The organism is Mesorhizobium sp. M2D.F.Ca.ET.226.01.1.1 (genome assembly GCF_004022705.2).
Taxonomy (GTDB): Bacteria; Pseudomonadota; Alphaproteobacteria; order Rhizobiales; family Rhizobiaceae; genus Mesorhizobium.
Map to the genome: position 1 here is coordinate 225,716 of NZ_RZOY02000003.1, position 12,897 is coordinate 238,612.

10 protein-coding genes are annotated in these 12,897 nt (G+C 63.5%); 1 reads left to right on the top strand and 9 read right to left on the bottom strand.

Translation table 11 applies throughout. The features are described from left to right. Positions 1 to 71: 71 nt before the first annotated feature. Positions 72 to 1,268, bottom strand: a complete 1,197-nt coding sequence (locus EN869_RS08510) for an acyl-CoA dehydrogenase (protein WP_127225785.1) — start codon at positions 1,266 to 1,268, stop codon at positions 72 to 74. A gap of 105 nt (positions 1,269 to 1,373) precedes the next feature. Here EN869_RS08510 and EN869_RS08515 point away from each other — a divergent pair, with 105 nt between their 5' ends. Then, the gene (locus tag EN869_RS08515; protein WP_127225784.1) at positions 1,374 to 2,285 is read left to right on the top strand and encodes a LysR family transcriptional regulator; all 912 of its coding nucleotides are present in this window, start codon (positions 1,374 to 1,376) and stop codon (positions 2,283 to 2,285) included. Here EN869_RS08515 and EN869_RS08520 read toward each other — a convergent pair whose 3' ends face one another. The 8 genes from EN869_RS08520 to EN869_RS08555 form a co-directional block, all read right to left on the bottom strand. Continuing rightward, positions 2,286 to 4,604 carry a Tex family protein gene (locus EN869_RS08520; protein WP_127225783.1) on the bottom strand — a complete coding sequence of 773 codons (2,319 nt, stop codon included), beginning with the start codon at positions 4,602 to 4,604 and terminating at the stop codon, positions 2,286 to 2,288. A 117-nt stretch (positions 4,605 to 4,721) separates the two neighbouring features. After that, entirely contained in the window at positions 4,722 to 5,900 is a 1,179-nt protein-coding gene (locus tag EN869_RS08525) for a serine hydrolase (RefSeq protein WP_127225782.1), read from the bottom strand. A gap of 30 nt (positions 5,901 to 5,930) precedes the next feature. After that, complete coding sequence (locus tag EN869_RS08530; protein WP_127225781.1) at positions 5,931 to 7,127, bottom strand: serine hydrolase; 1,197 nt, start codon at positions 7,125 to 7,127, stop codon at positions 5,931 to 5,933. A 68-nt stretch (positions 7,128 to 7,195) separates the two neighbouring features. After that, positions 7,196 to 8,230 (bottom strand): extracellular solute-binding protein, encoded by a 1,035-nt coding sequence (locus tag EN869_RS08535; protein ID WP_127225780.1) that lies wholly within the window; start codon positions 8,228 to 8,230, stop codon positions 7,196 to 7,198. 21 nt (positions 8,231 to 8,251) lie between these two features. Then, on the bottom strand, positions 8,252 to 9,049 hold the full coding sequence (locus EN869_RS08540) for an ABC transporter permease (protein WP_127225779.1): 798 nt from the start codon (positions 9,047 to 9,049) through the stop codon (positions 8,252 to 8,254). Next, positions 9,042 to 9,962, bottom strand: coding sequence for an ABC transporter permease (locus EN869_RS08545; RefSeq protein ID WP_127225778.1), 921 nt, complete (start codon positions 9,960 to 9,962; stop codon positions 9,042 to 9,044). The genes EN869_RS08540 and EN869_RS08545 overlap by 8 nt, the downstream gene beginning before the upstream one ends. Next, complete coding sequence (locus EN869_RS08550; RefSeq protein WP_127225777.1) at positions 9,962 to 11,056, bottom strand: ABC transporter ATP-binding protein; 1,095 nt, start codon at positions 11,054 to 11,056, stop codon at positions 9,962 to 9,964. Before EN869_RS08550 ends, EN869_RS08545 begins: the two co-directional genes overlap by 1 nt. A gap of 141 nt (positions 11,057 to 11,197) precedes the next feature. After that, on the bottom strand, positions 11,198 to 12,865 hold the full coding sequence (locus tag EN869_RS08555) for an amidohydrolase (protein WP_127225776.1): 1,668 nt from the start codon (positions 12,863 to 12,865) through the stop codon (positions 11,198 to 11,200). Positions 12,866 to 12,897 lie beyond the last annotated feature (32 nt).

The window sequence follows — 12,897 nt, forward strand, 5'->3', positions numbered from 1 at the left end:
CCTGACATAGATGCTGGCCGTTTTCCAAGCAGAGATGTTGCGCTGCAACTAATTTAAGCAGCGTTGCCGGCTTAGAAAAACGCCTGGATGCCAGTCTGCGCCCGTCCGAGGATCAGCGCATGCACGTCATGCGTGCCCTCATAGGTGTTCACCGTCTCCAGGTTCTGCGCGTGGCGCATAACGTGGTAGCCGATCTGGATGCCGTTGCCGCCATGCATGTCCCGGGCCTGGCGGGCGATGTCGAGCGCCTTGCCGCAATTGTTGCGCTTGACGATCGAGATCATCTCCGGCGCCATCTTGCCTTCGTCCATCAACCGCCCGACCCGCAATGAGCCCTGCAGGCCGAGCGCGATCTCGGTCTGCATGTCGGCGAGCTTCTTCTGGAACAACTGCGTGCCGGCCAGCGGCTTGCCGAACTGTTTGCGATCGAGGCCATATTGCCGCGCCCGCTGCCAGCAATCCTCGGCCGCACCCATGGCGCCCCAGGAAATGCCGTAGCGCGCCCGATTGAGGCAGCCGAACGGACCGCCGAGGCCCCTGGCGTTGGGCAGCAGCGCCTCCTCGCCGACCTCGACACCCTCCATCACCACTTCGCCGGTGATCGACGCGCGCAGCGACAGCTTGCCGCCGATCTTCGGCGCCGAAAGCCCCTTCATGCCCTTTTCCAGCACGAAGCCGCGGATCTCGTCCTTGCCGTTCTCGCCCTTCAACTTCGCCCAGACGACGAAAACGTCGGCGATCGGTGCGTTGGAAATCCACATCTTGGAGCCGGAGAGCCTGTAGCCGTTCGCGGTCTTCTCGGCGCGCGTCTTCATGCCGCCCGGGTCGGAGCCGGCATCCGGCTCGGTGAGGCCGAAGCAGCCGATCCATTCGCCGGACGCCAGCTTCGGCAGGTATTTCTTGCGCTGCGCGTCCGAGCCATAGGCATGGATCGGATACATCACCAGCGACGACTGCACGCTCATCATCGAGCGATAGCCGGAATCGATGCGCTCGACTTCCCGCGCGACCAGCCCGTAGGTGACGTAATTGGCGCCGAGACCGCCATATTCTTCCGGAATGGTAATGCCGAGCAGACCCGCCTCGCCCATCTCGCGGAAGATAGACGGATCGGTCTTCTCGTCGGCATAGGCTTCCTCGATGCGCGGCGCCAGCTTGTCGGCGGCGAAGGCGGCTGCGCCGTCGCGCACCATGCGCTCGTCCTCGGACAACTGGTCCTCGATCAGGAAGGGGTCATTCCAGACGAACGCATTCTTGTCGGCGGCCATGGCCTCGGGCTCCCAGTATTTTTTGATGTGCCCGGCTTATCCGCCTGCGCCGGGGAAAAATCAAACGAAATTGCAGCAGGGATCAATGAGTATTAGTAATGGATCATGACTCTCCAACGCCGCCTCCTGCCCAACACGGCCGCCCTTGCCGCCTTCGAGGCGGTTGCACGTCTCGGTTCCTTCACCGCCGCCGCGCGCGAACTCGATTTGACCCAGGGCGCCGTCAGTCGCCAGATCAACCTGTTGGAAGAACAGTTCGGCCGCCGGCTGTTCGAACGCGACAGCCGCAATGTTCGACTGTCAGCCGCCGGCGAGATCTATGCCGAAGCGGTGCGCTCGGCGCTTGGCCAGTTGCGCGACGCAGCACTTGGATTGATGAGCAACCGGCATGGCGGCGTCCTCAACCTTGCCATCCTGCCGACCTTCGGCACGCGCTGGCTGATGCCGTTGATCCCGGATTTCGTCGCCCGGCACCCGGACATCACCATCAACTTCGCCACCCGCGTCGGACGGTTCGACTTTGGCCGTGAGCGGCTGGACGCCGCCATCCATCACGGCATGCCTGACTGGCCGGACGCCGAGAGCACGCTTTTGATGCGCGAAACCGTGATGCCGGTGGTTTCGCCCGAATTCCTCGCCACCCGCGACATCGCTACGCCGGCGGACATCAGCCGCCTGCCGCTGCTGCATATGGCGACCCGCCCCGGCGCCTGGAGCGAGTGGTTCGAAGAGCAGGGGCTCGAGGCGCCGACCGGGCCCGGCATGCAGTTCGAGCAGTTCGGCACGGTCGCCCAGGCCTGCATGGCGGGCCTCGGCGTGGCGCTGCTGCCCGAAATCCTGATTGCCGGCGAATTGCAGCGCGGCCAGCTGGTGCCGGCGCCCGGCAAGCCGATGCAAAGCCGCAGCGCCTATTACCTGGTCGTGCCCCACGATAAGCGCGGCCATCCGCCGGTCGCGACTTTTCGCGACTGGCTGCTGGGCCAGATCGCCAGGGAGCCGGCAGTGCTGGCGTGGTAGCTACTTGCGCTTCATCGCCTCGGCCAAAGCCGCGCCGAACGCGCCCTGCGAAGGCTTTTCCGGCTGGCGCTGCGGCGCCGGCGAACGCGGCGCGGGCTTGCCGCCGCCGTGATCGCGCTGACCGCCGCGAGGCGCGCCCTCGCCACCATCTTTTCGCATCGACAAGCCGATGCGCTTGCGCTTGATGTCGACATCGACGACGCGCACCTTCACTACATCGCCGGCCTTCACCACTTCATGCGCATCCTTGATGAAGCGGTCGGCAAGCTGCGAGACATGCACCAGCCCGTCCTGGTGCACGCCGATATCGACGAAGGCGCCGAAGGCGGCGACATTGGTGACGGTGCCTTCGAGCAGCATGCCGGGTTTCAGATCCTTGATGTCGTCGACGCCCTCAGCAAAAGTCGCGGTCTTGAAACCGGGGCGCGGGTCGCGTCCGGGCTTTTCCAGCTCGGCGATGATGTCGCGCACCGTCGGCAGGCCGAAACGCTCGTCGACGAAGACGCGCGGATCGAGCGCCTTGAGCGCAGCGCTGTCACCCATCAAAGCGCGCACGTCACGGCCGCAAGCGGCAACGATCTTCTTCGCCACACCATAGGCTTCCGGATGCACCGAGGACGCATCGAGCGGCTCCGCGCCATTCGGAATGCGCAGAAAACCCGCGCTTTGCTCGAAGGCGCGCGGCCCGAGCCGCGCCACCTTGAGCAGGTCCTTGCGGCTGGCAAACGGCCCAGCCGCATCGCGATGCGCGACGATCGCTTCGGCGAGCGACGGCCCAAGTCCCGATACGCGCGCCAAAAGCGGCGCCGAGGCCGTGTTGAGGTCGACGCCAACGGCGTTCACCGCATCCTCGACCACCGCTTCGAGCGTACGGCCGAGCCGGTACTGGTCGACATCGTGCTGATACTGCCCGACGCCGATCGATTTCGGCTCGATCTTGACCAGTTCGGCCAATGGGTCCTGAAGACGCCTGGCGATCGAAACCGCGCCGCGCAGCGAAACATCCAGGCCCGGAAACTCCGCCGCTGCCGTGGCCGACGCGGAATAGACCGAGGCGCCGGCTTCACTGACGATCACCTTGAGCGGCTTCGGTCCGGCACCGGCCGGCAGGTCCGACAGCATGTCGGTAACCAGCTTTTCGGTCTCGCGGCTGCCCGTGCCGTTGCCGATCGAGATCAGCTCCACCTTATGCTGGCGGACAAGCGCTGCGAGTTCGGCCTGCGTGCCGCGCAGATCGTTCTTCGGCGGGAAGGGATAGACCGTCGTGGTCGCCACCAGCTTGCCGGTGCCGTCGACCACCGCCACCTTGACGCCGGTACGTATGCCGGGGTCGAGCCCCATGGTCGGCCGCGAGCCGGCAGGGGCCGCAAGCAGCAGATCCTTCAGGTTGCGGGCAAAGACGTGGATCGCTTCTTCCTCGGCCCGCTCGCGCAAATCGCGCATCAGGTCAAGCGTCAGATGCAGCGACAGTTTTATCCGCCAGGTCCAGCCGGCGACCTCCATCAGCCATTTGTCACCCGGCAGGCTGCCGCCGATGGCATAGGCGTTGGCGATCATGCGCTCGACTGGTTTCACCGGCGATTGATCTTCGGCATCGACCTCGATGTCGAGCGACAGCACTTCTTCGTTGCGGCCGCGCAGCATCGCCAGAGCGCGGTGGCTGGGCACGCCCGCCCAGCGTTCGACATGGTCGAAATAGTCGGAAAATTTCGCGCCCGCTTCCTGCTTGCCGTCGACGACTTTCGCACGCAGGAAGGCGCGTTCCTTCATATAGGCGCGCAGCTTGCCGACCAGATCGGCATTCTCGGCGAACTGCTCCGACAGGATGTCGCGCGCGCCTTCGAGCGCCGCCTTGGCATCGGCCACCTCTTCCGTGACATAGGCGAGCGCCAGTTCGGCCGGCACTTTCGAGCGATCGGCGAGGATTGCCTCGGCCAGAGGTCCGAGCCCGCGCTCCCTGGCGATCTCGGCCTTGGTGCGTCGCTTCGGCTTATAGGGTAGATAGATGTCTTCCAGCTCCGCCTTGGTGCTTGCCGCCGCGATCTTGGCCTCCAGTTCCTCGGTCAGCTTGCCCTGCTCGCGGATGGAGCCGACGATCGTCTCGCGGCGCGCGTCGAGCTCACGCAGATAGGCAAGCCGCTCGGAAAGGTCGCGCAGTTGCGTGTCGTCGAGCCCGCCGGTGACTTCCTTGCGGTAACGCGCCACGAACGGCACCGTGGCGCCTTCATCCAGCAGCCCGATTGCCGCCGCCGCCTGCTCCGGCCGCGAACCGATCTCGGCCGCGATGATTGCTGCGATGCGCTTGATGTCCGATGCCATGCCGATCCCTGTCGAAAGAGCGGCGACCATAGGCTGGGAGGACCGCTACGCCAACCGCAACGGTTTCATCATGCGCCGAAGGTCCACAGAAAACAGCCCTTGGAGCCTATCTCGGGTTCAAACCATTTGGCTCAGCGCCTCGAGGAATGCCACGATGTCCACGTCGAGCTTGTCGTCCACCGGCTCCGGCTGCGACGACATCTTGGCGATGACCACTTCCGTCTTCGGATTGACGTAAAGCCACTGGCCATGGATGCCGATACCGCCGAAGGCGCCGCTGTCATGGCCGGTCTGGTACCATTTGTTGCGGTAGCGCCCTTTCGGGAACAGCAACACCATCGTGCCGCGCTGCCAGGCCTCATGGCTGCCGCCGGTGGCGACCGTGTCGCGCACCCAGGCTTCCGGCACGATGCGGCGGCCATTCGCCGTGCCGCCCTGCCGCATCATCTCGCCGATGCGGGCAAGGTCGCGCGGCGTCATCGACATGCCGCCGGCGGTACGCGCCGTGCCTTCCATGTCGACCGTCACCGACATCTCGCTTGCGGCGCCCAGCGGCAACCACAGCTTTTCGCGGAGCAACTCGGTCACACGCATGCCCGACGCCCGCTCGACCAGGATGCCGAGCACGTCCGAATTGGGCGAGCGGTAGCGATAGGTCTGTCCGTGCGGCCCAGCGAGCCGCTGGATCGTCATCAGGAATGCCGTGAGGCTCTCCGAGCCGCCGCCGGGGTTCCACAGCGTCGCGCGGCGGTACCGGGCAAAGGCGCTTTCCGGATCGAGATAAGCTTCCTCGAAATCGAGGCTGACCGTCATGTCGAGCACGTGGCGCACGCTGGCATCGCCATAGGCCGAGTCCTTGGCCTCAGGGATGTATTTTGTAACCGGCGCGTTTGGGTCGAACAGCCCCTCGCCTTCCAATATGCCGGCAAGAATCGCCGTCACCGACTTGCTGATCGAGAAGACGATATGGCGCTGGCCGAACGCCATGTTGGCCGCCGACCAGTCGCCCACCAGTTTGCCGCCCTTCAGGATCGTCAGCCCGTCCGTATCGGAGCGCTTCAAGAAGCTTTCGACGGTTTCACTGCCGGCGGCGAGCGAGATCTTCTCCGAGAGCAGTGCACCGAGCGATTTCGCCTGCTCCTCGCCGCCGGGCGCAGCGGCGACATGCGCGCTTGGCACCAGCTCGCCGACATTCTGGAACGACCATTGGCTGAACGGCCTCAGCCGCCAGTTGTCGAGCCGCACATCCTTGCGGGCAAAGCCATATCTGGTCTCGAACGCGGTCTTGCCGGTCACGATTTTCTCCCGGGTCTTTGTCTTGGATTTTCAGGCGAGAGCCGCGGCGATGGCGTGCACGGCCTTGAGCGTCGCCACCGAATAGGCTTTGTTGGTGAAATCCGGATAAGTCGAAAGCTTGACCACGACCATCCCGTGCTCCCAGTCGATATGGATCAACTGCCCGAACACGCCGCGGCACATCAGCGAGCGCGAGCGTGGGTCCTCGATCCAGAACTGGTTGCGATAGCTGCCCTCCGGTAGGCTTGGATTGAAATTCGGCCCATGCTTGCCACTGCGCGTCGACTCGATCCACTCGGCCGGGATCACGCCGCCGCCATCGGCGAGGATGAGCTGGCCAAAGCGGCCGTAATCGCGCAGCGTCGCATTGAAGCCGCCTTCGGCCAGCGCATAGCCGGCGCTGTCGACGGTGAAGCAGGCGCTTTCATCCGCGCCGAGCTTTTGCCAGAGCTCTTCCGAGACGAGCTGCGCCAGGCGCTTGGCGCTCACCCGCTCCATGATGAAGGCGAGCACGTCGGTCTCGATCGAGCGGTACTCGAACGCCTCGCCATGCGGACGCACCTGGTCCTTCAGCCGCAGGATCAGCTCGAACATATGCGAGGGCCACGCAAAGTCCGGATCGCTGCCCGGTGGGATCGGCTTCCAGCCTGTTGCGACGTCGACCTGGCCGATCTCGGAATAGCGATCGGTGTATTCCTCGGAAAAGCGCACGCCCGTCGTCATGTCGAGCACATGCTGCACGGTGGCGCCGGCCCAGCCGGTCTCACCGAGTTCCGGAAGATAGTCGGTGACGAGCTTTGCCGGATCGATCAAACCGCGCCCGACGAGGATACCGCACACCGACCCGGTGACCGACTTCGCCATCGACTGCGACAGGTGCAGCGTGCGCTCGTCCATGCCGTTGAAATAGCGCTCATAGGCGACCTTGCCGTCCTTCAGCACCAGGAAGCCGTCGGCATAGGTTTCGTCGAGCAGACCGGCGAGCGTCGTCGGCGCTCCGTTGCTGTCGACCACCGGCAATTCGTCGAGGTCCACCTCCGCCCGCTCCAGGCGACGGCGATGGCCGCTGCCGCGCCACACCTCGACCGTCGGCAGGAATTCGCGGATGTGCTGGAAGGCCCAGCGGTTCCATGGCGGCCTGTCCCAGTCGAGCTTCGGCGGCACCAGCCTGGGCGGCGAGCCCTGCATGATCGGCGGCCGCGGATCGGAGTTGCGATAGGAATCCATGACCAACTACCTGACAACATGAAAACGGACCCGTCGGCGCGTGCCGACGGGTCCGTTCAAGCAAGTGGCTACTTCTGCAGTTCGGTCCAGATTTTGGTGTAGATATCCTGGACTTCGGGAGCACACATCCGCTGGAATTCGCCACGCGGCTTGGCGTCGGCCGGAATGACCACTTCCGGAGCGTCCTTCATGTCGGCCGGCATGTATTTCTCCGAGCCGGTGATGGCATTGGCGTAGCGGTGGAAGGCCGAAAGACCGGCAGCGTTTTCCGGATCCATGATGAAGTTCTGGAACAGCTTGGCGTTCTCGACGTTCTTGGCTTCCTTAAGGACAACCACATTGTCGCTCCACAGGCCGAAGCCTTCCTTCGGATAATTGTAATGGATGGCCGGGTTGGCCAGCCGCTGGCGCAGCGCCGAGCCGTTCCAGTCGCTGGTGGCCTTGAAGTCGCCGGCGCCCATTTTTTCGATGGTGTTGTATTCCATGGCGATCCAGTTCGGCTTGGCGGCAACGAGCGTGTCACGCACCTTCTTCAAAATCGCTTTGTCGTCGGTGCATTGCTGGCCGCCGAGATATTTGATGGCCGCGAAAATGACATCGTTCATTTCTGGAACGACGTTGACCTTGCCCTTCAACTCGTCAGGAGTGTTGAAGATGATGCCCCAGGAATCGGCCGGCCCCTTATAGGCGTCGGTGTTCACGACCACGCCGATGGTGCCCCAGGCCCACGGCACCGAATATTTGCGGCCCGGGTCGAATTCGGGATTGGCCCATTCCGGCGCGACGTTCTTGAAGTTCTCCATCTTGCCGGGATCGGTCTCGAGCAGGAGACCCTCTTTGATCCAGATTGGAACAAAGGTCTGCGACGGCACCGCTATATCGAACCCGGTCCCGCCCTGGCGGACCTTGGCCAGCGCAGTGTCGTTGGAATCGTAGTCGGTGATGGTCACCTTGACGTTGTATTTCTGCTCGAACTTCTTGATCACGTCCGGACTGGTGTAGTTGCCCCAATTGTAGATGTTCAGGACACCGTCAGCGCGAACGACGCTTGTCGAAGCGAGCAATGTCAGCGCCATGGCGGTCGCTGCTGTCTTCCAGTTCATGCTTTGACTCCCATTGTCTGTTCAGTCTTGTTTCCTGCTGACGAAGAAAAACAACGTGACGATCGCGACCGAAAGCAGCAGGAAAGCGGTCGATATCGCGTTGATCTCGGGCGTTATTCCTCGGCGAATCTGGCCGAGCATGTAGGTGGGCAGCGTGTCCTGGCCGCCGGACTTGACGAATTCGGTGATGACGACGTCGTCGAGCGAGATGACGAAAGCCAGCATCAGCCCTGCCAGAATGCCGGGCCACAGCAGCGGCAGCGTGACGCGGCGAAAGGTCTGCCAGGGCGTCGCATAGAGATCTGCCGCGGCGCGTTCCAGCGTCAGGTCCATGTTTTCCAGCCTGGCCCGGATGGGCAGATAGGCGAAGGGAATGCAGAATGCCGTATGCGCCGCGATGAGATAGCCGAGGCCCGAGTAGCCGGTGAATATCTTGACGCGCGAGAAGAAGATCAGCAGCGCCACGCCGGTAACGATCTCCGGCACCATCAGAGGCTGGTTGATCGCCGCATATTTGAAGGTCAGGCCACGATACGGGGCCGTCCGCGTCGTCGCCAGCGCAGCCATCGTCGCGGCAATGGTTGCAAGCACGGCCGCGACGGAGCCGATCTGGAAGGACAGCAAGGTGGCATCGATGACCTGCGTGTTCTGCCACGCCGACTGAAACCATTTCAGCGAGAAGCCGCCCCATTCGGAGGTGGATGTCGCGGCGTTGAACGCATAGACGACCAGCACCACGATCGGCATGTAGAGAACCACGAAACAGGTCGTGGCGATGGCTGTGAAGCCGGGCTGGTGCTTGATGGAGAATTTAGCCATGGCGCACCTCGGTCCGTCCGGCGTTTCGAACGTAGGCGAGCAGCGCCACCATGACGATGATCATGACGGCAATCGACAGCGCCGAGCCAAGCGGCCAGTTGCGGCCCTGCCCGAACTGCAGCTCGATCAGGTTTGAAAGCATCATGTTCTTGCCGCCGCCCAGCACGACTGGCGTGACATAGGCGCCGATCGCCGGGATGAAGACGAGAATGGATCCCGCGATCACGCCAGGCTTGACCAGCGGAAAGATGATGCGCCGCAGTACCTGGAAACGATTGGCGTAAAGATCGTAGCCCGCCTCGACCAGCCGGAAGTCGAGCTTTTCCATGCTGGCATAGATGGGCAGCACCATCAGCGGCAGGTAGACATAGGCCATGCCAACCAGGATCGCGGTATCGGTGAACAGGATCTGGACCGGGGCCGAGACGATACCCGCCTTGATCAGGAGGGTGTTGATGATGCCCTCATTGCGGATGATCTGCAGCACCGCGAAGGTGCGGATGAGCAGGTTGGTCCAGAAGGGTATGGTGATCAGGAAAAGCCAGATGTCGCGCGTTTTCTCGCTGCGTGTAGCCATGAAATAGGCCGTGGGAAATCCAAGCGCCAAAGTGGCGATCGTCGTCACCACTGCAAGCTTGATGGAGCGCCAGAAGATGGTGATGTGGGCGGCCGCCAGCGAGAGGGTGTCGTCGAAGATGTCGCGTTCCATGAACACCGAAACCCAGGCCTCTGGCGAAAACTGCCATTTCACATCGCCGTAAGGACCGGGCGTCAGGAACGAATAGACGAGCACGATCAGCAACGGCCCCGTCGCCGCCACGAGGATGATCAGCAGCGCTGGCGCCGACAACAGCCAACGCGCGCGCACGTCGCTTTGCTCCGCTTCCTTCGCGACCTGTTCCGCGGTGGCCATCAGTCCCTCAGCACTTGCGCTGCGTCGTTGCCGATCGAGATGCCGACCGCGTCGCCGACCTCGAAGCCACAGCCGGCCGTGCGGGTGTTCTGCTGGCGGACGGTGAACGCCTCGCCGCTGTCCAACTGCACATGGATATGCGTGTCGGTGCCGAAATAGACGACGTTCGTGACGGAGCCCGACAGATCGCCCTTGCCCTTGACCAGCTTGGCGTGTTCCGGCCTGACCACCACGGTGGCGCTGTCTTTAGGCTGGAAGCCGTCGGCTACGGTTGCCTCGATGACGGCGCCGGATTTGAGCGTCGCTCGCGCCTTGCCGTTGCCCATGTCGGCGACGGCCGCGGTGAGGAAGTTCGTCTCGCCGATGAAGTCGGCGACGAAGCGCTCTGCCGGCTTGTCGTAGATGTCCCTGGGCGTGCCGACCTGCAGGATCTTGCCGGCCGACATCACTGCGATACGGTCGGACATGGTCAGCGCTTCTTCCTGGTCGTGGGTGACGAAGATGAAGGTGATGCCGGTCTCGTGCTGCAGCCGCTTCAACTCGATCTGCATTTCCTTGCGCAGCTTGTAGTCCAGCGCCGACAAAGGTTCGTCGAGCAGGAGCACCTTCGGCTGCGGCGCCAGCGCGCGGGCCAGCGCGACGCGCTGCTGCTGGCCGCCGGAAATCTGGCTGGTGCGGCGCGCCTTAAGCGCCTCCATCTTGACCAGCTTCAGCATCTGCGCGACGCGCGCCTCGATCTCGGCTTTCGGCTTGCCGAGCATCTCCAGCCCGAAGCCTATATTCTGCGCCACCGTCATATGCGGGAACAGCGCGTAGCTCTGGAAGACGGTGTTGACCGGGCGCTTGAAGGGTGGCAGCGGCGCGATATCCTGGCCGTGCAGCAGGATTTCGCCGGCGGTCGGGAAATCGAAGCCGGCAATCAATCTCAGCAGCGTCGTCTTTCCGCAGCCAGACGGCCCGAGCAGTGTGAAAAACTCATTTTCGCGGATCGACACCGATACCGTGTCGAGGGCGGCTACCTGGTTTTCACCGGTTCCAAAGACCTTGCGAACACCGCGAACTTCGATCGCGTTCTTACCCGGTTGTTCCGGCACGATTACCCCATTGAGAGAGCCTGCTCTTGTCGGCAGGTGTGTTCCTGTTTTGATTGTCACCATAAGCCGGGCGGCTTGGCAACTGCCGAGCAGTGACCGGTTGTGAGTGTCGACTTCAATTAAGCAATTCCTATGCCATCGTTAGGCTTGGTAGGTGATCTTCCCCCCGCAAATGGTGGTCACCGGATGCAAGGTGTGCAGCGCTTCCGGCGCCGTCGCCTCGATATCAGCCGACAAAACGACGATATCGCCGAGGTAGCCGGTTTTCAGACGACCCTTGCGGTCTTCCATGAACTCCGCATAGGCGCCCTCGACCGTGTAGCCCTCTATTGCTTCATGCAGGGAGAAGCTCTGGTCCGGCATCCCTTCTGCCCAAGGTTTGCGCATGACCGCCGCCTGGATGGACAGGATCGGATCGACTGGCGAGACCGGCCAGTCGGACGCGAACACCACGCGCGCGCCGGCATTTTTCAGCGTGCGCCAGGCATAGCTTAGCGGCCACTTGTCACGGCCGATGCGTGAGATCGTCGGCTCCATCGGGAAATTCAGCGCGCCCGGGGGGTGCGCCGGCTGCATCGAGGCGAGGACGCCGAGCTCGGCGAAGCGCGGCACGTCGGAGGCCGTGGTCACCTCGATATGCTCGATCCGGTGCCGGCTGTCGCGCCTGCCATTCCTCTTCGCGGCCGCCTGATAGCCGTCGAGCACCGCGCGCACGGCGCCGTCGCCGATCGAATGCACGGCGATCTGCAGGTCGCGCCTGTCGGCCTCGACCGCCACCTCGGCGAAATGCTCAGGCGAAAACAGCGGCTCGCCGCGCCAGCCCGGACGGTCGGCATAGTCGTCGACCATCACCGCCGTCCAGGAGTCCAGCACGCCGTCATAGAAGACCTTGACCATGCCGGACGACAGCCACTCGGACTTGTAGCTCGCGGCCATGCGCGAGGCTTTTTCCAGCATGTCCAGCGTCATGAAATTCTTGAAGTGGAACGGGATTTTGGTACGGCAAAGTAGCCGCCCTTCCTTTTCCAGCCCGGCCAGCAGCTCGAGCTGGTAGAGATTGCCGTCCATGTTCTGGATCGAGGTGATGCCGTGCTTGGCGCACCATTCAAGGCCGCGATGCATCAGGTCGCGATCGGCTGCCAGCTCCTTCACGGAAGGATAGGGATCCGGCTCGGCGCCTTCGAGGCCAAGCCGCGTCCGGTTCGCTCCGTAATGATCGAGGACCGGCCCGAACGCCTCGCCCTCGCGCAGTTCGCCGGCGGCAAGCCCGTCGGCGCCCATGACGACTTCGTTGCCCTGCCCGACCTGCCTGCCATGCAGCAGGCCGGCCTCTTCCAACGCCTTGGTGTTCGCCCACATCGTGTGATGGTCGGACGCCGACATGGCGAAGGGCCGGTCGGGAATGATGCGGTCGAGATCGTGGCGCGTCACCGGCTCAGGCAGGATGGCGTAGTCGACGCCGGCACCGATCAGAAGCCTGGCGTCCGGCCGTTTCGCGGCGAAATCCTGGATCGCGTCGCGCAACGCGTCGAAGCCGTGCACGCCCGCCAGATGCAGATTGTCGAGCTCGGCCGCGCCGCCGAAAAGGTGCATATGCGCCTCGATGAAGCCCGGCAGCACCGAGCCGCCCTGGGCGTCGACAACTTTCGTCGCCGGTCCTTTGAGCTCTTCGATGGAAGCGCGGTTGCCAATGGCGATGATGACGCCGTCCTTGACGGCAACAGCCTCAGCGGTGGGATTGTCATCGTCCATGGTCAGAACGCGGCCGTTGACGACCATCAGATCCGCACCACCACCCGCAACCGGCATCGCGACTCCACATTTTGCTGAGGGACCGACAA

Coding starts and splice junctions, on each gene's coding strand:
- EN869_RS08510 (WP_127225785.1), bottom strand. CDS start 1,268: ATGGCCGCCGACAAGAATGCGTTCGTCTGGAATGACCCCTTCCTGATC.
- EN869_RS08515 (WP_127225784.1), top strand. CDS start 1,374: ATGACTCTCCAACGCCGCCTCCTGCCCAACACGGCCGCCCTTGCCGCC.
- EN869_RS08520 (WP_127225783.1), bottom strand. CDS start 4,604: ATGGCATCGGACATCAAGCGCATCGCAGCAATCATCGCGGCCGAGATC.
- EN869_RS08530 (WP_127225781.1), bottom strand. CDS start 7,127: ATGGATTCCTATCGCAACTCCGATCCGCGGCCGCCGATCATGCAGGGC.
- EN869_RS08535 (WP_127225780.1), bottom strand. CDS start 8,230: ATGAACTGGAAGACAGCAGCGACCGCCATGGCGCTGACATTGCTCGCT.
- EN869_RS08540 (WP_127225779.1), bottom strand. CDS start 9,049: ATGGCTAAATTCTCCATCAAGCACCAGCCCGGCTTCACAGCCATCGCC.
- EN869_RS08545 (WP_127225778.1), bottom strand. CDS start 9,962: ATGGCCACCGCGGAACAGGTCGCGAAGGAAGCGGAGCAAAGCGACGTG.
- EN869_RS08555 (WP_127225776.1), bottom strand. CDS start 12,865: ATGCCGGTTGCGGGTGGTGGTGCGGATCTGATGGTCGTCAACGGCCGC.